Source organism: Myroides odoratimimus, assembly GCF_001485415.1.
GTDB lineage: Bacteria > Bacteroidota > Bacteroidia > Flavobacteriales > Flavobacteriaceae > Flavobacterium > Flavobacterium odoratimimum.
This window is the reverse complement of the sequence record NZ_BCMQ01000002.1, coordinates 194,287-215,349: the sequence shown is the minus strand read 5'-3', so window position 1 is coordinate 215,349 and position 21,063 is coordinate 194,287. Positions and strand designations below refer to the sequence as shown.

General features: G+C 34.5%; 19 protein-coding genes. 3 read left to right on the top strand and 16 right to left on the bottom strand.

The features are described from left to right. Nucleotides 1-8: 8 nt before the first annotated feature. The gene (locus MODO_RS03170; protein ID WP_006257830.1) at nt 9-2,819 is read right to left on the bottom strand and encodes a TonB-dependent receptor; all 2,811 of its coding nucleotides are present in this window, start codon (nt 2,817-2,819) and stop codon (nt 9-11) included. Nucleotides 2,820-2,953: 134 nt separating this feature from the next. Between MODO_RS03170 and MODO_RS03165 the strand changes: the two genes are divergently transcribed. Continuing rightward, nucleotides 2,954-4,018, top strand: a complete 1,065-nt coding sequence (locus MODO_RS03165) for an endonuclease/exonuclease/phosphatase family protein (RefSeq protein WP_006257831.1) — start codon at nt 2,954-2,956, stop codon at nt 4,016-4,018. 295 nt (nt 4,019-4,313) lie between these two features. Here MODO_RS03165 and atpG read toward each other — a convergent pair whose 3' ends face one another. From atpG to MODO_RS03105, 12 genes are all read right to left on the bottom strand, one after another. Further along, nucleotides 4,314-5,174, bottom strand: a complete 861-nt coding sequence (gene atpG / locus MODO_RS03160; protein WP_006257833.1) for an ATP synthase F1 subunit gamma — start codon at nt 5,172-5,174, stop codon at nt 4,314-4,316. Nucleotides 5,175-5,239: 65 nt separating this feature from the next. Continuing rightward, nucleotides 5,240-6,814 carry a F0F1 ATP synthase subunit alpha gene (atpA, locus tag MODO_RS03155; protein WP_006257834.1) on the bottom strand — a complete coding sequence of 525 codons (1,575 nt, stop codon included), beginning with the start codon at nt 6,812-6,814 and terminating at the stop codon, nt 5,240-5,242. 41 nt (nt 6,815-6,855) lie between these two features. After that, nucleotides 6,856-7,392, bottom strand: coding sequence for an ATP synthase F1 subunit delta (gene atpH / locus MODO_RS03150; RefSeq protein WP_006257835.1), 537 nt, complete (start codon nt 7,390-7,392; stop codon nt 6,856-6,858). Between the two features lie 13 nt (nt 7,393-7,405). Then, entirely contained in the window at nt 7,406-7,906 is a 501-nt protein-coding gene (locus MODO_RS03145; protein WP_006257836.1) for a F0F1 ATP synthase subunit B, read from the bottom strand. 94 nt (nt 7,907-8,000) lie between these two features. Then, nucleotides 8,001-8,195, bottom strand: coding sequence for an ATP synthase F0 subunit C (gene atpE, locus MODO_RS03140; protein ID WP_006257837.1), 195 nt, complete (start codon nt 8,193-8,195; stop codon nt 8,001-8,003). 55 nt (nt 8,196-8,250) lie between these two features. Continuing rightward, nucleotides 8,251-9,429, bottom strand: a complete 1,179-nt coding sequence (gene atpB, locus MODO_RS03135) for a F0F1 ATP synthase subunit A (protein ID WP_006257838.1) — start codon at nt 9,427-9,429, stop codon at nt 8,251-8,253. 105 nt (nt 9,430-9,534) lie between these two features. Further along, the gene (locus tag MODO_RS03130; RefSeq protein WP_006257839.1) at nt 9,535-9,933 is read right to left on the bottom strand and encodes a hypothetical protein; all 399 of its coding nucleotides are present in this window, start codon (nt 9,931-9,933) and stop codon (nt 9,535-9,537) included. Beyond that, a complete protein-coding gene (locus MODO_RS03125) occupies nt 9,933-10,148 on the bottom strand; it encodes an AtpZ/AtpI family protein (protein ID WP_006257840.1) in 216 nt (71 codons plus the stop codon). Before MODO_RS03125 ends, MODO_RS03130 begins: the two co-directional genes overlap by 1 nt. A gap of 6 nt (nt 10,149-10,154) precedes the next feature. Then, on the bottom strand, nt 10,155-10,550 hold the full coding sequence (locus MODO_RS03120; RefSeq protein WP_006257841.1) for a bactofilin family protein: 396 nt from the start codon (nt 10,548-10,550) through the stop codon (nt 10,155-10,157). Between the two features lie 24 nt (nt 10,551-10,574). Continuing rightward, a complete protein-coding gene (porW, locus tag MODO_RS03115; RefSeq protein WP_059050634.1) occupies nt 10,575-13,232 on the bottom strand; it encodes a type IX secretion system periplasmic lipoprotein PorW/SprE in 2,658 nt (885 codons plus the stop codon). Between the two features lie 720 nt (nt 13,233-13,952). Further along, nucleotides 13,953-14,648 carry an ABC transporter ATP-binding protein gene (locus tag MODO_RS03110; protein ID WP_006257843.1) on the bottom strand — a complete coding sequence of 232 codons (696 nt, stop codon included), beginning with the start codon at nt 14,646-14,648 and terminating at the stop codon, nt 13,953-13,955. Nucleotide 14,649: 1 nt separating this feature from the next. Then, nucleotides 14,650-16,125 carry a DUF5687 family protein gene (locus tag MODO_RS03105; protein ID WP_006257844.1) on the bottom strand — a complete coding sequence of 492 codons (1,476 nt, stop codon included), beginning with the start codon at nt 16,123-16,125 and terminating at the stop codon, nt 14,650-14,652. A 252-nt stretch (nt 16,126-16,377) separates the two neighbouring features. Between MODO_RS03105 and MODO_RS03100 the strand changes: the two genes are divergently transcribed. Then, nucleotides 16,378-16,785: a hypothetical protein gene (locus MODO_RS03100; protein WP_006257845.1), complete on the top strand. Its 408-nt coding sequence runs from the start codon at nt 16,378-16,380 to the stop codon at nt 16,783-16,785. A gap of 92 nt (nt 16,786-16,877) precedes the next feature. Further along, nucleotides 16,878-17,303: a c-type cytochrome gene (locus MODO_RS03095; RefSeq protein WP_006257846.1), complete on the top strand. Its 426-nt coding sequence runs from the start codon at nt 16,878-16,880 to the stop codon at nt 17,301-17,303. A 75-nt stretch (nt 17,304-17,378) separates the two neighbouring features. Here MODO_RS03095 and MODO_RS03090 read toward each other — a convergent pair whose 3' ends face one another. From MODO_RS03090 to MODO_RS03080, 3 genes are all read right to left on the bottom strand, one after another. Next, nucleotides 17,379-18,359 (bottom strand): TerC family protein, encoded by a 981-nt coding sequence (locus MODO_RS03090; protein WP_006257847.1) that lies wholly within the window; start codon nt 18,357-18,359, stop codon nt 17,379-17,381. Between the two features lie 198 nt (nt 18,360-18,557). After that, nucleotides 18,558-19,553 carry an NAD(P)H-dependent glycerol-3-phosphate dehydrogenase gene (locus MODO_RS03085; protein WP_006257848.1) on the bottom strand — a complete coding sequence of 332 codons (996 nt, stop codon included), beginning with the start codon at nt 19,551-19,553 and terminating at the stop codon, nt 18,558-18,560. 329 nt (nt 19,554-19,882) lie between these two features. Continuing rightward, the gene (locus MODO_RS03080) at nt 19,883-21,040 is read right to left on the bottom strand and encodes an iron-containing alcohol dehydrogenase (protein WP_006257849.1); all 1,158 of its coding nucleotides are present in this window, start codon (nt 21,038-21,040) and stop codon (nt 19,883-19,885) included. Nucleotides 21,041-21,063 lie beyond the last annotated feature (23 nt).

Genomic DNA, 21,063 nt, shown 5'->3' with positions numbered 1-21,063 from the left:
TCTAAGAATTAGAAGTTGTAATAAACATTTACAAAGAAATTACGTCCATAAGCGTACCAGTACTTGTTTCCGAAAGTATTATATCCATGACCTTCGTTTACTAGTTGCCCATTATTAATAATTTCTTGCTTATAATTAGCATTTCTTGCTTGTTCAAACCCACCAGTTTTATAATGTCTATTGAATACATTATTAATACTAGCAAAGAAACCAATTAGGTTTCTATTAGGTAATCTCCAAGATTTTCCTCCTGTAATATTAAATACAGTAAAGTCCGCTAACTTCTCTTGTTTAAGCATTCTATCCACATCTGCTTGATTAATATCGGCAAAAGATTGACCTGGATACAACGGTTCAGTAGCAAAGTTATCTGTTCTTCTTAAAGCAGAAACATTCGTATATGCATTATCCATATAGTTAACATTTGCTCCTACCCACCAATAAGCTGGATCTCTATATTCCAGTCCTAAAGACAGTGCTGTCTGAGGTCCATTCGCTACTTTATAATTTTTTAAATAAGATTTACCATAGTCGAAACTCTTAGCTACGTTATCAGAATTTAAACGAAGAGTAGGATCATTTGTGTAAAAAGATTGTCCTATAGCTGCTGCAGCTGTTGCCTTTAATGTTTGAGTTAACTGATATTCAGCTCCAAGCTCTAATCCTATATTACGCTTATTCACTCCTGTTAATATCTCTGATACGAATGTTGAACCATTTCCATTATACAACTCTCCTTCAGCATTCATAACACCTGCTCCATCAGCATAATAGAAATTAACTTGAGTACTATTCTTAATCTCAGATAAGTATCCAGAAACACGAGCTTTTAACTTAGGTGTTCTAACAATATAGCTACCATCAACACTAAATATATCTTCATTCGTTAAGTCTTTAGTAACTAAATTATTTACACGTCCATTAGCAAAAGTATTTCTAATAGATGGTGCTTGATTATAGTACGCAACATTCATATTAAGAGCATGACGCCCAGTAATATGGTAAGTAGCTCCTCCTTTAAATCCGAAGTTATTAAAATCTACTAAACCACCTTTTCCATAAGAATTGTTAGCATAAACACCATTTTTATATTTTCCATCTCTCTCATAAGAAGTATATCCTATCTTCTGTGCTATATAGAAATCAAACTTATCATAATCAAAATTGAACTGTGTAAATACATCTATAATATTTGAATCTACAGTATAGTTGTATCCGAATTTATCACCTTCACCAACTTTACGATTACGATTATTTAAATCACTATGTGCATTATCTCCTTTTTGATATGTATCAATATCTAAATAGTAATCTCCTCCTAATAAATCAACTAACTTTTTATAATAAGATGAATGTACTCTTCTATAATTAAACCCTGCATCTAAAGTAACATGATCAGATAATACAGACTTTAAGTTAGTATTAAAAGAAAATGTTTTATCATCTTGACGGTCTTCATACAATACAATTCTACTACGACTATCAGCATAATTTTGGTTTACTCCATAAATCCATTCCCAATCTAACTGTCCATTCCCTATAAAATAATTAGCAGCTTCTCTTGCACCATCTCTATCTGGAGTCCATTTTCTGATATCATCTCGATCCGTCTTGTTTAAAGCGAAACTTGGCATTCTTTGATAATATGTAGGATCTGGATTTAAATTATCTTGGTATCCTAAACGACTGTTAGCAATATGTCCAAATTGATAAGAAGCAGTTGTCGTTAAGTTATTTAACTCATCTATTTTCCAATAGTGTGTCAATTGGAAGATTGGTTCAGAAACATCTTTATAACGAGAATTTCTTTTATCTCCATTTTGATATCCCCAGTATGAATTGTATTTAAAATCTTTTAAATCAGCTTGCTCATCTGTAATAGGAGAGTTTTTCCCTCTTTTATTTTGAGCATAAATAGCTGTAAAGTTTAAACTGTGATTATCATTAAATTTCTTTTCAACGGCAGCGAATAAAGATAGTGCATCATAATTCGTTCCATCAAAATAACCTTCTTTAGCTCCTCTATAAGATGCAGATAAAGCAAATGCCCATCCATTCTTATCTAAACCAGAAGAGTAAATAACGTAAGGTCTCCAAGTATAGTTCGTATTAGAACCAGAGAAACCAGCTTTAGCACCTTTTCTGATTTGAGATGCTCTTGTAGTGATGTTTTGTGTTCCTAAGATTCCACCAAAAGAGAAATCTGAAGGAGTAGATCCTGAAGAGAAAACTTGGTTACGAGTAGCGTCATTTAGACCTCCCCAGTTCCCCCATTGTGGGCGACCATCATGAACTTTGTTCATCACCACCCCATTGATCATTGTCTTACCATATTCGTTATCAAGTCCACGCAATCTGTAGAATGCAGACCCCCAGTTATAAGCTGCTGCTTGTTGGAAAGGGTCTTTTGTAGCTTGTAACAAACCTGATGAAGTGTCGTTACTAGAGTCATCATCACTTAGGTCATTCTCCGTAAGTGTAATAAGCCCTAAATTTGCAATAGAAGCGAAATCCTCGTCTAAAGAAATTGTACCAAGGTCGATGATGCCATCACCTACCTCTACAGGTAAACGCTTTGTTACATATCCCACATAAGAGATTACAACATCATGGTTACCCGTTTTAACATTTTCTAAAGTGAATCTTCCTTCATTGTCTGTTAAAGAGGAAGTGGTAGTAGCTTGTACTCTTACAGATACCGCATTCATCGGCATCTGAGTGGTACCATCCACAACTTTCCCTTTAATTTCCTGAACTCCTTGTGCATAAGATATAACTACCTGCAACACAAAGAACAAACTAAATAAAAGTTTCTTCATAAATTAAAAATGATTAAAGTGCTATGTTAAGAAACACCGTAAGGTTATTTCTAATACAAAGGTATGTTATTATAATAATATTAGCTATTTTTGTCAAAGAAATAAGACAATTCTTTACTTAAATTAACCTAGTCATGCACATCAAACTTCAAAGAATCATTTTGTTGTTTGCTCTTATCACAATGGGAGCACAAGCACAAGAGAAAAAGTATGAGATTCAAACAATTGCGTTCTACAACTGCGAGAACTTGTTTGATACAATTAGAGACCCTAAAATTTATGATGAAGAGTGGACTCCTACAGGAGCACAAGCTTGGACATCTAAAAAGTACCAAAAGAAAATCCACAATCTTGCGAAAGTTATGTCTCAGATTGGTACGGACGAAAACACTAAAATGCCTGCAGTAATAGGCGTTGCTGAAGTTGAAAATAGAGCAGTTCTAGAAGACTTAGTACGCGACCCACAACTTGCACCTGGAGATTATGGTATAGCGCACTTTGACTCTCCTGACAAGCGTGGTATTGATGTAGGATTGTTATATCAGAAAAAACACTTCTCTGTAACTAATGCGACTCCGCATCCTCTTTATATCTACGATATGAATAAAGTAGACAAACATACAGGAGAAAAAGGTACTCGTATCTACACACGTGATCAGCTGTTAGTAACAGGTCTTTTAGATGGAGAGGAAGTACACTTCATCGTAAATCACTGGCCTTCTAGAGTGGGTGGAGAGAAAAGAAGTAGCCCATTACGTGAAGCTGCTGCTGCATTAAACAAAAAAATCATCGATTCATTATACACTATCAACCCAAATGCGAAAGTAATCACTATGGGAGATATGAATGACGGTCCATACAATAACAGTATGAAAAAAGTACTGAAAACAGCTGGTAAAAAATCTGAACTTACTCCACAAGGTCTTTTTAATCCAATGGAAAAAATGTCAAAAGATGGATTAGGGACATTAGCTTACCGTGATGCATGGGATGTTTTTGACCAAATGGTAATTAGCGAGCCTTATGTTAGAGATGATTACTCATCATGGGCATACTGGAAAGCGAAAATCTATAAAAAACCATTTATGGTTCAACCAACAGGACAATATAAAGGTTATCCTCTTAGAAATACTAATGGAGAACCAGGTTACAGTGACCACTTCCCTGTTTATATCTATCTAATTAGAGAATTAAAATAACATTACTTAATATAAGTATAAAGCCGTTTAAGACATCTTAAACGGCTTTTTTATTGACTCTAACTAACTAACTAACTAACTAACTAACTAACTAACTAACTAACTAACTAACTAACTAACTAACTAACTAACTAACTAACTAACTAACTAACTACATTAAAAACTTTCTAAGCTCTTTTCCGTCAATCGACAAACAAACAGACAGCACATGTCAAAAAACGTCTTAAATCTATTAATAACACAAAAAAAGGGATACTCAGACGAGTATCCCTTTTCTAAAAGTATAATATTCAGATTAGTTGTTTAATGCCTCAGCACCACCAACAATTTCTAGAATTTCATTTGTAATAGCAGCTTGACGAGCTTTGTTGTAACTTAACGTTAATTCATCACGTAAGTCTTTAGCGTTATCAGTTGCTTTGTGCATTGCAGTCATACGAGCTCCATGTTCAGAAGCTACAGAGTCTGCAACAGCTTTTAATAATTGAGTTTTTAAAGAAAGAGGAATTAATGTATTAATAATCTCTTCTTTAGAAGGCTCATAAATATAGTCAGAACTAGCATTTTCACTAGATTCCACTGGTAACAATGGTAAAAACTGCTCTGTTACTACATCTTGTGTAGCAGCATTTTTGAACTGATTGTAAACGATCTGAATTGAATCATATTTCTCTTCAACGAAAGCTTCCATCATTTGTTCAGCTATAACAGCACAATTTGCAAAATCTACATGATCAAACAAATCACTTCTATTCTCAATTACAGTAAAAGATTTACGTAATATATCGTGACCTTTTTTACCAATTGTCAATAAATCAACATTAACGTCTTTATATTGAGTAGCTTTAAGTGTATTAATTTGTTTAATAATATTCGCATTAAAACCACCACACAAACCTCTGTTTGAAGTAATAACCACAAGAAGAACATTCTTAACCTCTCTAGTTTGAGAATATACTCCTGAATTATCACCCTCTAAAGTTGCGCTAACATTTTGAATCAATTCAGTCAACTTTTCTGAATATGGACGCATAGCCATAATAGTATCAGTAGCTTTTTTAAGCTTAGCTGCAGATACCATCTTCATAGCAGATGTAATCTGCATTGTTGATCCAATTGATGAAATCCTATTACGTATTTCTTTAAGGTTTGCCATTGTAAATTGTATATAAATTTATCTACAAATGAAGATAATCAACACTTGTAGACAAACATTATTTCTTAATATTTTGCAGAAATTTCTTTAGCTACTTTCTCAAGCACAGCAGTAATTTCGTCTGTGAATTTACCAGCTTTTAACTGATCTAATACATCTCTATGACGAGAGTTTAAAGCATCTAAATAGTCTTTTTCAAACTCTTTTACTTTAGATACTGGTACGCTTCTAAGAAGGTTTTTAGAACCTGCATAGATAATAGCTACCTGATCCTCTACAGTATATGGATCGTTAACAGCTTGTTTTAAGATCTCAACGTTACGTTGTCCTTTAGAGATAACGTTCATTGTAGCAGCATCTAAATCAGAACCAAACTTAGCGAAAGCTTCTAACTCACGGTATTGAGCTTGGTCAAGTTTTAAAGTACCAGCTACTTTCTTCATTGATTTAATCTGCGCAGAACCTCCAACACGAGATACAGAAATACCTACGTTAATAGCTGGACGAACACCTGAGTTAAATAAATCAGACTCTAAGAATATCTGTCCATCAGTAATCGAAATTACGTTAGTTGGGATATAAGCAGAAACGTCACCAGCTTGAGTTTCGATAATAGGTAAAGCAGTTAATGAACCACCACCTTTAACGAATGGTCTGATAGACTCTGGTAAATCATTCATGTTCTTAGCGATTTCATCATCACCGATAATACGAGCAGCACGCTCTAATAATCTTGAGTGAAGGTAGAAAACGTCTCCAGGGTAAGCCTCACGACCTGGTGGACGACGTAAGATTAATGACATCTCACGGTAAGCTACCGCTTGTTTAGATAAATCATCATAGATAATTAATGCAGGACGTCCTGTATCACGGAAGTACTCTCCGATAGCAGCTCCAGCCATTGCAGCATAAACTTGCATTGGAGCTGGATCCGAAGCATTTGCAGCTACGATAATAGTATAGTCCATTGCACCTTTATCTTCTAAAGTTTTAGCAATTCCTGCTACAGTAGAAGCTTTTTGTCCAATAGCTACATATATACAATATACTGGTTGTCCAGCATCGTAAAATTCTTTTTGATTTAAGATAGTATCGATACAAACAGTTGTTTTTCCTGTTTGACGGTCACCAATTACTAACTCACGTTGTCCACGTCCGATTGGAATCATGGCATCAACAGATTTAATACCTGTTTGTAACGGCTCAGTTACTGGTTGACGGTAGATTACCCCAGGAGCTTTACGCTCTAATGGCATCTCATATAAATCACCTTCGATAGCACCTTTACCATCGATTGGAAGACCTAATGTATTAACAACACGTCCTACCATTTTCTCACCTACTTTAAGTGAAGCGATACGACCTGTTCTTTTTACTGTAGATCCTTCTTTAACACCAGTAGGAGCTCCTAACAATACAATACCTACATTATCCTCTTCAAGGTTCTGTACCATTGCTTCTAGTCCATTCTCGAATACAACTAGCTCTCCGTATTCAGCGTTTGTTAACCCGTATACACGAGCAACACCATCTCCTACTTCAAGTACTGTTCCTACTTCTTCTAAAGAAGCCTCTGAGCTAAATCCAGATAATTGTTTCTTTAAAATCGCTGATATTTCAGCTGGTTTAATTTCCGCCATTTTTATCTATGTTTATACACGAACATTCGTGCGGTGATTTTTTAATTAGTTAATTCTCTTTTTAAAACTTGTAATTGATTCGCTATTGAAGCATTGTACTGTTTATCTCCCATTTTCAAGATAAATCCTCCTAAGATAGAAGCATCTACTATATTTGAAACAACAATTTGTTTTCCAGGAGCTAAACTTTGAACTTTAGATAAAACTTTACTCTCTAAAGCGGCATCCATCGGAACAGCCGTAGTAACTACAACTCTCTCTATACCTTTCAAAGCTTCGTATTGCTCTTGAAACTGTAAAGCGACTGTACCTAAGATTTCAAATCTATTGTTCGCTTTAAGCACTTTAAACAATTCTTTAGTACTTTGATCAACATTAGCGAATACTTCTAACAAAGCATTTAATTTAATCTCACCACTCACGATAGGATTAGTTAAAAACACTTTTAAGTCTTCACTTTGAGATACTGATTCAGAGATCAAGATCATATCGCTATTAATAGCCTCAGCATTTCCTTTTTGACCAGAAACTTCTAGCATTGCTTTTGCATATCTTGCAGCTGCTCTAGTGCTTACCATAATGATCCTTTTATTAGTTTAATTTAACTTCGTCTAACATCTTCTCAACCAATTTAGATTGAGCTTCAGTGTTAGCTAATTGTTCTTTTAATAATTTCTCAGCAATTTCAATAGAAATAGAAGAAACTTGAGTTTTTAACTCAACGATAGCAGTAGCTCTTTCACTTTCGATAGCAGCTTTTGCTTGAGCAATCATTTTTGCTCCTACAGCTTCACCTTCAGTTTTAGCGTCAGCTAACATTTTTTCTTTAATCTCACGAGCTTCTTTAATTAAAGCATCACGCTCAGCACGAGCTTCTGCTAATAATTTCTCGTTATCAGCTTTTAAATTAGCCATTTCTCTTTTAGCATTTTCAGCAGCTGCTAATGCATCAGCGATACCCTCTTCACGAGCCTCTAAAGCATTTACAATTGGTTTCCATGCAAATTTTCCTAGGATGAATACAATCACCAATAAAATGATGAACTGCCAGAAAAATAATCCAAAACCGAAATCGTTAATTAATTTATCCATTATCTAAAATTATACTTTTTAATACCTATGTTGTTTAATTAAGAAGTTTATCTGCAACCAACCGTTACAGATAAACTCTTTTACTTGTCTTGGATTATTTACCTAAGATTAAAGCACCGAATGCTAAACCTTCCAATAAAGCTCCAATAATGATCATTGCAGTTTGGATTTTTCCAGCAGCTTCTGGTTGACGAGCAATAGCGTCCATTGCAGAAGATCCGATTTTTCCTAATCCGTAACCAGCTCCGATTACGATTAAACCTGCACCAATAATGTTTGGTAATGTCATAGTGATTGATTTATATTAATTAAACAAATTTTATTTTTATTCTAATTTAATTCTATTAATGATGAGCCTCATCATGTTCGTGCTCTGCAACAGCCATTCCGATAAACAATGAAGATAACATTGTAAAGATGAACGCTTGTAAGAAAGCTACTAAGATCTCTAATACTACTAAGAACGTTGATAAGAAGAATCCTATCCCTACTGCTCCAGCAGTACCTAAAGCTTCTTTCATCACGAAGATAATAGCGATAAGTCCAAATACTACTGAGTGACCTGCTGTAATGTTAGCGAATAAACGAACCATCAATGAGAATGGCTTAATTAATGCTCCTAATACTTCGATAGGTGCTAACATTAATTTCATTGGTGCTGGTACACCTGGCATCCAGAACATGTGCTTCCAATAATCTTTGTTAGCAGAGAACTGTGTAATTATGAATGTAAAGATTGCCAAACACGCAGTTACCGAAATACTTCCTGTAACGTTGAATCCTAGTGGAGTCAATCCTAATAAGTTCAATAAGAAAATTAAAAAGAATACTGACAGTAAGTATGGCATGAACTTTTTGTATTTGTCCTTTCCGATATTTGGAATAGCCATCTCATCACGAACATAAAGCACCATTGGTTCTAAAGCTCTTGCAAAACCTTTAGGCAAGTTGTTCGGTCCTTTTTTGTATGTCTTAGCTAAGCTTAAGAACATAAGGAAGATTAATACTGTAGTAAATAATAATGATGCCACATTTTTAGTGATAGAAAAATCTAATGGCTTCTCATTTGTAGGATGATGCTCAGCATCGTACTCGATAGTACCAGCTGCATCAGTTTTGTATATCTTACTGTGATATAACTTGTAGTGTTGTCCATCTTTTTCAACTACTTTGTTACCGTAGTCAAATTCTGATGACATAAATACTTTAAGACCATTGTCTATTAAAATAACTGGCAGTGGAAACCCGTAGTGTTTACCAGTAGCCTCGTCTGAGAAGAATATGAAAGAGTAATCATCTGCTAAGTGGTGCGTGATGTGATCTTGCACTTTTTCAGCTTGTGTTTTTTCTCCTTCTACATGCTCTGTACCTTCTACAGCAGCGATTGTTTCTTCAATTGACTGCCCTGTTTCTTGAATAGATTCTTCAAGCTTCTGAGCATTACTTTGTGCGTACGAAAATACCGACGATGCTGTAAAAATTACAGCTGCTAATAAATTCAGTGATTTCTTCAGAGTCACCATACCTTAACTTCTTGAATATTTATGGTTCTTAAAATTTTGTGCAAAAGTACAATAAATCTTAGACTTTCATACTTTCTTGCGAAACTTTTTTTTATTATCTTTTTGTTAACTAACCTTCTTATTTAAAATACGATATGCAATAAATGCATCCCCGCCTAGATAAATCAAGACAACTAACAGAAAATTATACTTAAATAGTTCATCTACATTCTCGCTATCTAATCCTTCTCTTACGAATAGGTAACTAGCCAATAATCGAACTGTAATAAAGCCTAAAAACACATATCCTAAACTGTTAGGCATACTTGTTTTTATTCCTTGCATAGCAAATAACATTCCTATAGAAAAAATAAATTCAAAGCCATAAAAACCCGCTAATGAATAACCTAATTCTACAAATGACTGACCAAAATCAGTATATGTGAAAAGTGCAAAATGAATTGCAAATATAACTGCTAAAACCCCAAAAAGTTTTAAACTTAAACTTACTGTTTCCTTATCCATTAATCTTTATTTAATTGATTTACTTGTTTTATAACTTGGTACAAAGCTAATCCTACTCCAATTAACGTACAAATTTTATTTGCTAATCCGTCAACTAAATTATATTTATCATCTAACCAAGTACCTAACAAGTGAAACAAGTAAATAGTTACCCCCATCTGAATAGGGATATTAATTAAACTTAACCAACGGTTTGGCCCTGAATTTTTTTTCACTCCTACTTATTTTCCTTTCTTACCTGAACCTTGTTCTCCGTTTCCTGCTATAGCCATATCGCATTTCACTTGAATTTTAGCCCCTGGTACTACCGAAAGTCTGCCTACTAATAGGTCTCCTTTTACCTCTGCAGTCTCTTTAATATGTAGTAAATCTTTTACCTTCAAGACACCTTCTACTAAGCCTTCTATATCCGCATTTTCACACTCCACATTTCCTATGATTTGAGCCTGAGGCCCTACAACCACTCTACCTTTTACTTTTAAATTACCGTGCAAGACACCATCTAAACGCAAATCCGTCACTGCTTCAATATCTCCTTTAATTATTGTAGCCTCAATAATTCTATTTGTCTTGCCTAAATGATCTATAGACCCGTCATTTTTCGTTTTTTGGAACATAATTTCTTTACTTTTTTTTCAACCTTATTCTGATGGAGCTATATACTTCTCCCAATTCTTCTTAATCTGAACGATAATATAATTATCTGCAGTTATGGTAACAGCATTGCTGTTTACACTTCTAGCAGCTTGCTCTGCTTCCTCTTTATTCTTAAATCCGTGTAATACAAAGAACTCTCCTACACCGATATAAGGATCCTCTGAGTACTTAATCCCTTTACTGCTATTAGCTGTTGCAAACTGTATAAAACTACGACTAACCATTTGATTAGCGCCTGAGTCCTTGTCTTGTACTAGCAACACTACTTTCCAATTCTTTGAATCTCCACTTGAGAACTCCCTAGCTTCTAACATTGGGATTGTTGTCTTTAACAACTCCTCTGCTTCTCTTCCTTCACGAGAAGAACTGTATGTCAGAGCTACAAAATTCAATGCTTCTTTATAGGCTTCTAGACCTTTTAATCGACCAATCACATGTGCTTTTAACAATTCTAGTTTACTTACATAGCCTTCGTCATCGAATCGTTCTAAAGCACTATCTATAGTTCGCAATGCATTATTATAATCTGTACCATCAGCATACACCTTATACGCCTGTGCATAAATCTGCTCTGGTGATAAGTCATCAATCTTATCCATAGACATATTCTGTAATAACTTGGCATATCTAGAATTAGGATATAGATTAATTATTCTATCCTTCATGGCTATTGCTTTTGCCATATCTATTTCTTGATAAATCTTGTAAAGCTTATACATACTTGGTAAGACTAATCTCTCTGCAGGGTCAAAGGTCAATAACGACTCTAATCTCTGACTAGCCAAATCATATTTCTTAAATCGATCTGCATACATAGATCCCAGTTGGAAATAAGCAAAGTCTCTATCCTTCTTGATAGACGCTATTTCTTTTTCATCACTTGGGATTTTCGAAATATAACTATTGATATCATATCTAGTATCGTTAAACTGCTCAGTACTATTGTTTTGATTTGCATTCTGTGTGGCTTGTTCTTCTGCCACAGCATTATTCTGCGCTTCTTGTATATCAGCCGCCCATCTCCAGTTATCTACAGAAGGCCTATTCCCCCATTTTCTTCTAAACTCTGTCTTTCCAAAGGCAGCTGCTTGAGTTGAGTAGAAGTAGAAGTAGAATGTAGAACTACCTCCTGTCTGCTGATTATTTGTACCAAAAGCCACATCTATAGCGTCACCGAAAGTAGCCATATTAAAATAATTCTGATTGCCTCCTCTTTGTTTTTTAAGTGTTGCCTGTAGCTTTCTAAAGTCTTCTTTTCTAAGGTCATCTACATACTTCTGAAAATAAGCAATACGCTGATCTTCACTCATCGCTACTAATCGAAGTACGCTATCATTCACATGAGCAACTCTCTCATATTTTACCACATCTCTTAATGCATCACGTCTCTTCGTGATTCTAAAGCGCTCTTTAGCCTTAGCAGGCATGATAGATAATACACTGTCATAATACTGACCAGCCAACGCATAACCAGCTTCATTAAAGTAAATCTCGGCTATACTCAAGTAGTTTTTAGACTTTAGTTGCTTATCCCCTTTACTTAGTTTAACAGCTCTTTTTAGCGATTTTAATGCCTCTTTTGTATTGCCACTACCCTCGTAGAACAACCCCACCTGACGGTGTAGAACGTCTAAGTAATCTCTGTTCTCTCTATCTCTAATTAATCTTTTATACTTCTTTAAGAACGCTACCGAATCTTTAGCTTGAGTAGGCTTCAGACCAAACTGCTGCGCATGAGACTGTATCACATAAGATCGAGGGCTCTTTCGATTCATATCGATTACGATACCGAATGCCTCATTCGCTTCCGTCTCCTTGCCTAACTTAGCATATAGCTGCCCAAGGATAAAAGTATAACGTGCATACTCCTCCTTATCCTTAGTGTGTTCTATAGCTATCTTTAGAGGCGGTATAGCAGAAGCATATTCCTCTATATTGATATATGCCTGAGTAAGCGTAGCATTCGCATCTGCCACCTGTTGCTTCCTTAGTTTATCTTTTTTATCTCGAAGAAATTCATTTAAATTTTTAATTGCAATATCATCATAAGTAAGGCGCACATTAGATTTCTCACGCCAGATGATTGCATCATTTATTAAGCTCCCGTCTGGGTACTTATACAGAATATAATTAAAAGCCTCTAGTGCTGGTACAAAACGTCCGTCATAGTACCTAGCCTGTCCTAACATCAGATAAGCATCATCAATCTGGAAGTTGCGCTCACGCCCTTTTATGTACATAGAGTGTTTCTGAATGGCCTTAGCTGCTTTATCTTCAGCTCGTCTAAATCCTACCTCTCCCTGTTCTTCTTCACCTGTAACATTGGCTCCATCTACTTGCACATTGTCTAGAATAGATCCTTTTTTAGACTCTAGTGACCTACCTCTCTCGAACTCACGTGTAGAGTCTATCTTAATGTCGATACGCTCTACAGGAAGTATCTCCCAAAAGTCATCATAATAATCCTTTTTTAAAGAAATTAAAGCCTCATCATAAGCCAACTCTCCGTTATATAGAATATTATACCGAGTAGTCATCGCATGATACCCTCTATTCAATAACTTATCTTTCTTTACAGAACAAGCCGCTCCCAAAAGAAGTAAAACTAAAAAAATCAGATATTTAAAACGAGTATTCAACACAATGAGCTTTACTTAAAAACTACAAATTCACTATTTTAGTATATAACAAAACGTAAAAATACATTACTTTTAGTAATACTTCTACAGTATTTTAAAAGTTTTTAAAGTTCTACAGAAACAAAACCTATAAAAGTAATTTACACTACTTATCGCAATATCTCAGTCAATTTATAGCATCCTATAGAAATCTAACCACATATCACTAAAACATTCACAATATCCTATATTTTCTATTATTCTACTTCTTGGGAATCTTAGGCAATAACTATAAACACAAAACTCTAGCAAAATAGATTCACTAGAGTCCCGCTAACTAACCAATTAAGTAATATTCTCCTTTTTCGTTCGATTAATAATGAGTTTTTTGAATTCACACAATAAGCAAAAAAAACTCAAACTAAATCTAGTCTTTATCACTGTCTATTTATAAACCAAAGGTATTTTGATACTGATTTACTAGGGGATTCCTTGAGGGTTTCTTGCACCTTTCTTCGAGAAAAGCACCTTCTAGGCAAGAAAACCCCTAGAAAACTCCTAGCAATCCCCTAAGAAGTGCAAGCGAAACGCTCTCCTCTTATTCATCCATAACGAAATCGAAGCTCATCTATTAATATTTCTATCTTTATTTTAACCTAATCCCCTCAATCTAAAACAATCTCATTATACCATCATGCATAAAGCCATTGTAATCAAACTGAAATGAAAAAGAAATGCATTCTATCATACCTGAAAGAACTCTTCTAATGCATCAAATGTGATATCCTGCGTCAAGACATCTTTCATGATTTGTCCTTTTTCTAAGGCGATCACTCGATCAGACACCTCATAAGTATGTTGAAGATCATGACTCGATATAATAATCGTGATCTCTCTATCTTTCATCTTTTGCTTTACCAATTCTTTTAATCTCAGCTGTGTAGTCGGATCCAGATTAGCAAAAGGTTCGTCTAAGATAACTAACTCTGGTTTTCCCATAAAGGCAGCTATAATACCTACCTTCTTTTGATTACCCTTAGAGAAATCACGCAAATATTTACGTTGATTCAGTACTTCTCCATTGAAGAAACTTACATATTCATTTAGAAAACTCTCTATCTCTGTACGTGACATCCCTCTTAGTTCTCCTACGAAATAAAAGTACTCCTCAGGTGTCAGGTACCCGATTAAGAAAGAATCATCGAAGAATGATCCTGTATACTTTTTCCATTCCTCATTTTCATTAACTACATTCCCTTTATTAGAAATGCTCCCTTGAGTAGGTTTGATTAGATCTAATAGAAGGCTAAAAAAGGTCGTTTTACCAGCTCCATTATTCCCAACCAATCCAACACTTTGTCCTTTTGTTATTTCTAAACTAGGTATATTTAAAACAGTCTGTTGACCATAAGACTTTACTAAATTATTTACTACTATCATATTACTTAGATTTAAAAGCCTCTATTGTGCTATATTTTTCTTGTTTATAAATTTTCTCTATGTACTTAAACACTTGATTTTGGAAGAACATTCCTATGATCCCTATTCCAGTTAACAAGGTAAATCCTCCCCAAAAACCATATACCCAAAACCCGATATAATAGATTAGAATAGGCAAAAAGAGCTTAGGTAGCGAGATCAGCATCACCCTAAGGTTAAATGCATTCTTATCTGCAAATACATTCTTATTCGCTGTTAAGTCGACAGGGCTTTTTAGATAAGCACCTCCCCATAATACGATATAACCATTGATACCAATATTAAACACTCCATTCGCAATGATTAAATACACTAGATCCATACTCGTCCAGATATACAATACCGCCGCCAACATAGACACGCCAGTTCCCAACGCAATAATTAACCATTTAGACTTTAAATAATTCTTATACGTGATATTCTGAGTCATCATAAAAGAGTAATAAGAAGAATCCCAACTAGGCACATACTGTCCAAACATCATTAGGAAACCACCTGATACAAAGAAGGCAACGAAGATTAACATAAAGGTCGGATACCCTCCCATTTCTGTTGGACGAAGTATAAGGAAACCGTAGAACATAAATAATACGCTCATAAGCACCGTAGTACGTGCTCTTTTATTTCGAGTGATCAGTCGCAAATCATTCTTAAGAAAAGAAGCATACGTCCCAAATCCATCTAACCATTTCATCTCACGTGTAGTAGCTACTTCTACTTTAACCTTTAATAGATCATCCATATACATATTCTTAACGTAGTAACGCACGGTCATCTTAATAGCTAACCACAACACTCCACCATAGACTAATACTAATGCAGGATATTCATACACACTATACAGTAAGTGCTGTGTGTATAAAGTACTGTCAAATAATTGGTAATACTGAATCGCGGCTAATAATCCGAATACGACTATAACAGCTATAAAAACAGATTTATAAGATTCTATCAGTATATTGACAAAGTGCATCGTACACACACATAAATAGACAGCTATCATCCAAGCAATAACTCCTAGAACTGAATATCCCTGTACCATACTAACTATCGCAAATGGAAGAATAAATAGTAACTGAATAAAGTTAAACGCACTGATGAATGAACTTCCTATGTAGAAGTTCACGATCTTAATCTTTGGGAAAGGCAGTACGAGCAACGGTTTTATAGTAGCAGTCGGCAACTTCTGAAGTGTAAATCTCATAAACATCTCCATCACCATATAATACATCCAAAACCTACTAATCACCTGTATAGGTGATCCCATACCTAGATTCATATCTTCGATAATAAAGAAGCCACTCATCCCCATTACCAAAAACAGTAAACCAAAATACACTATCGCTATCCACTTAAAGACAACCAATATCGTATTCATGGTCTTATCATTGCTTCGAGACAATCTTTTCTTTTCTAAAAAAACAAACAACTTACGCATTGCTATAAATATTTATTATAACAATTAGTACTCTATTTAGGTATTTCGTTACAACTAAAACAGCATTATTTTAAATTAACCACTTTATTATTAAAATCAACACAGAAACACATAAGCAAAAAACATATAATTATCCTAAAAATTAACACTTAACCACTTATTTATACTACAATAGTAAACCAACTCTACCTCACTTCAATGACTACGATATTTAGGACAAAATCATTTATCTTTGCCCAAAATATTAATACAATGAAAAAAGACATAGAGATTCCAGTAGTAAAAGATATAGAGATTGCAATCATAAAAGAATATAACGAAGAATTCTTAGCAGACTCTTGGTACGCATATCTATTCAATAACTCAGATCAAGAAATGGAAGCTATCCTAGTAGTATCACAAGCGATAGGTGAGATAGATGGTGAAGTAAGAGGTACAGGAGTATTTAGACATGCATTCAAATCTCTTGCTCCAAAAGAAAGTGTAAAAATAGAATTGTTAGATGAATCTGTTTTTAAACTGAGTAATTCATTTATGCTTACTTTCTTCCAAGGAGGTAAATTATATGATAAGACATATACCTTCATTCAGGACTCTCTAGGAGATGCACATTTACAGACATTGCCATTTACTACTAAAAAAGGGATATTAGCAAAATAATTTATTCTCCTATCTATCAATACCTTAATTTATAATCAATCCAAATGTTAGTTTGCTTAATTTGGTAAGCACAACTTAAAAAATAGATGATTATGAAAATTAAAAACGTATTGAGCATTTTATGCAGTTTAGGTGTATTAGTAACATTATTTGCTTTTAGTTCGTCAACACTTGTAACAGAAAGTAAAGCAGGAGACACAGAATGGAAAAACTTAAAGGTATTGCCAAAAGATATTTCTAATGACAGCCTTAAAGGACTAATGAGAGGCTATAATGATGCATTAGGAGTGAAATGTGGATACTGTCACACTACAGTAGAAGGAACAGATAAACTAGACTTCGCTGCAGATACAAAAAAAGAAAAAGAGTTCGCTCGACACATGATCACAATGACTCAAAAGATCAATGCTGAGAACTTTAATTGGCAGAATCACCCGAAACCAGAGACTATTGATGTAGTATCATGTGCTATGTGTCATAGAGGTACTACTAAACCTTCACAGTCTTTAAAACTATAGATGTCACTATTGATAAGATATAAGAAAGCCCTTCTGTTAGAAGGGCTTTCTTATTATATATTTGATATACTTTTATTAATCCTTTTTAGGAGGAAACATAAATGATGCTACCACTGATAGTACTAATACACCTCCTATAATACTTAATGACACTAATGATTCTACATGGTAGAATGGCGATACTATCATCTTGATTCCAATAAAAGATAAGATAATAGCTAAACCATATTTTAACTTAGAGAATCTATCCATAAAGTTAGCTAATAAGAAGTATAATGATCTCAATCCTAAGATCGCAAAGATATTAGATGTATATAAGATAAATGGATCATCTGGTGCGATAGCAAAAATAGCAGGTATACTATCTACTGCAAAGATCACGTCTGTGAACTCTATCACCATTAATGCTACGAATAATGGCGTCACCATACGCACTCCATTCTTAACTGTAAAGAACTTCTCTCCATCATACTCATCACTTACCTTAAAGAACTTATGCACCATACGTACAGCAAAATTCTTAGATAAGTCTTCATTCTCATCGTGTTCCTCTTTTGCAAACCAAGACTTAATACCCGAAATCAACAAGAAGATACCAAATATGGTCAATACCACATTAATCTCTACTGTTCTACCAAATACTTCCATCGCAGGTAGATATGTATGATTAATAATCTCTACACCCGCAAAAATGAAGATAGCTCTAAAGACTAAAGCTCCTAAAATCCCCCAGAATAACACTCTGTGGTGTAACTCTTTTGGAACCTTAAAAAAGGTGAACACCAATATAAATACAAATAGATTATCTACTGATAATGCTTTCTCTATCCAATAAGCTGATTGAAACCTTGCAAAGTTTTCGAAGTCGAGGTAATAATAAATAACTCCACTAAAACACATTGCTAAGCCTATCCACACAGCTGTCCAGATCAGTGCTTCTTTTGTTGATACAGTGTGACTGTGTTTATTAAACACTCCTAAGTCTAAAAGTAGCATAATAACAACGACTACTCCAAATACCCCTAATAAAGCAGGGTGATTGATTAAATGATCCATCTTTTAATTTTTTACTTGACAAAACTAAATGGAATAATCTCCCCCAAGAGAACACTCCTTAACTAACATTAAATCAACAAATTACAAACAAACTTTTGTATCTCAAAATTACAGCTAAAAAAAATAACTTATTGAAAAACAATAAGTTATTTTACATTTTTAGAATAAAACCTAAACACGGCTAAATCTATATTTTTTTTAATCTAATTTCTCAGTAAGTTTTCTGAATACCTTTTTAGGATCCTTTCCATTGTATAAAATATCATATACTGCATTGATTATCGGAGTCTTAGCACCATATTGCTTATTTAGTTCATAAGCACTCTTAGAAGCATAGTACCCTTCTGCGATCATATTCATTTCCATTTGAGCTGACTTTACAGTATATCCCTTACCTATCATATTACCAAACATACGGTTACGAGAGAACAGAGAATATCCTGTTACTAATAAATCTCCTAAATAGGCAGAGTTATTAATATTACGTTTCATTCTATGCACTTTCTTAATGAACTTCTTCATCTCACGGATAGCATTACTCATCAGTAGAGCTTGGAAGTTATCTCCATAGCCAAGACCATGAGCGATACCACATGCTACAGCATAGATATTCTTTAATACTGCTGCATACTCTGTACCGATAATATCATCCGTTGTTTTCGCTTTGATATAATGACTGCTTACACAGTTAGATATTGTCTTAGCATACTCTTCTGTTTGACAAGCAATCGTTAAATAAGATAGACGTTCTAGTGCCACCTCTTCAGCATGACATGGCCCAGTGATTACTGCAATGTTCTCGTATGGTACATTATAAGTTTGATGGAAGTGCTCTCCTACGATAAGACTCGTCTCAGGGATAATCCCTTTAATCGCAGATACAATAACTTTCCCTTCTAGGCTAACATGTAGTCTACTCATCTCCTGTGACAAGAACGCAGACGGAATAGCGAAGATTACATAATCCGCATAAGAGATTGCCTTGTTAATATCATTCGTCAACCTTAATTGTTCTACATCAAATTCTACAGAACTTAGGTAATTAGGATTGTGATAATTAACTTTTATCTCTTCTAATGCAGATTCGTTACGCATATACCAAGCAATCTCAGTTAGGTTTTCGCTCAACATTTTTACTATAGCAGTAGCCCAGCTCCCACCACCTATAACTGCAATTTTCGGATATTCATTCATACACTAAATTTATTAGTTGGTCAAAAGTAAGTAAAAAACACATTGCAAACAATTAGAACAACAATAGCTTAAGCTGAAAAAACACATCATTTATTCAACAAATATTGAAATAAATCTAAGTTTAACTCAGAAACAAGCCGATAAAAAACACTTTTATTTACATATTCGCATTTTAGTTTAATTAAAAACAAAGCATATACCTTCACATTCCGTGACCGATTTTAGATTAAATTAACAGTATATAAGATATACTGCTAATTATCAACTCCTTTAAACATAAAAAAACAAAAGCACATTCACCATTACAGTAAATGTGCTTCTCTATAGAATTATAAACTTAGTTTGACTATTTCTCTTACTTTGTCAATTGTTATATTTTTATTTTCTCCCATTGCTAGCCATCCTCTTTCATTAAATCGTTCTGCAATCCACTCTACAGCCTTCTCACCATCTTCAGTATAATCACTCAGTTTAGTAGCAACTCCTAGAGAATGAAAGAACGCTATCATACGCTCTATAGCCAGTCTAGCTACCTCATCATCACTCCCTTCTAGAGTAAATACTCGTCTACCGAACTGCGCTAATTTCTCTTTCTTCGTATCGAACATCACACTATATAGATTAGGGCCAATAATAGCTAATGTACGTCCGTGATCTATACCATATAACACAGTTAATTCATGACCAATAGCATGTGTCACCCAATCTTCTTTTACTCCTTTTGATATTAACCCATTTAGAGCCATCGTACAGCACCACATATAGTTCATCGCCGCATCATAATCAGTAGGATCCTTTAGTATCTTAGGGGCTATTTCTATTAAGGTCTGTAGGATACTCTCCGCAAACCTATCTTGTAAAGGTGCACCTTGAGGAAAGGTAATATACTGTTCTAACACATGGACGAATGCATCTGTTATACCATTAGCAATCTGCTTCACAGGCAAAGAAGCAATCACAGTAGGATCACATACAGAGAACACAGGATATAATACCTCTCCTGAGAATGATAGTTTCTCTTGTGTAGCCTCTATTGTTACCACAGCACCACAGTTCATCTCACTACCTGTAGCAGGTAATGTCAGTATCGCACCATAAGGCATAGCCTTCCAGTTTACATTTAGTTTTTTCTGAATAATATCTATAGTATCTCCTTCATAGTACACAGCTGCAGATATAAACTTAACCCCATCTATCACACTTCCTCCTCCTACACCTAAGATAAAGTCAACCTTTTCATTCTTAATCAAATCAACAGCTTTCACTAATGTCTCATATCGAGGATTAGGTTCTACTCCCGAAAACTCAACTACTTCATACCCTTCTAAAGCCTTTATCACTTGATCATAAACACCATTCTTCTTAATACTACCTCCACCGTATACGACTAGTACTTTACTTTTTTTATCGATTAGATTAGCTATCTCACCTATCTGTCCTTTCCCGTACAATAAACGAGTAGGGTTATATAATTCAAAATTCAACATAACTACTTTCTTTTATCTTATAA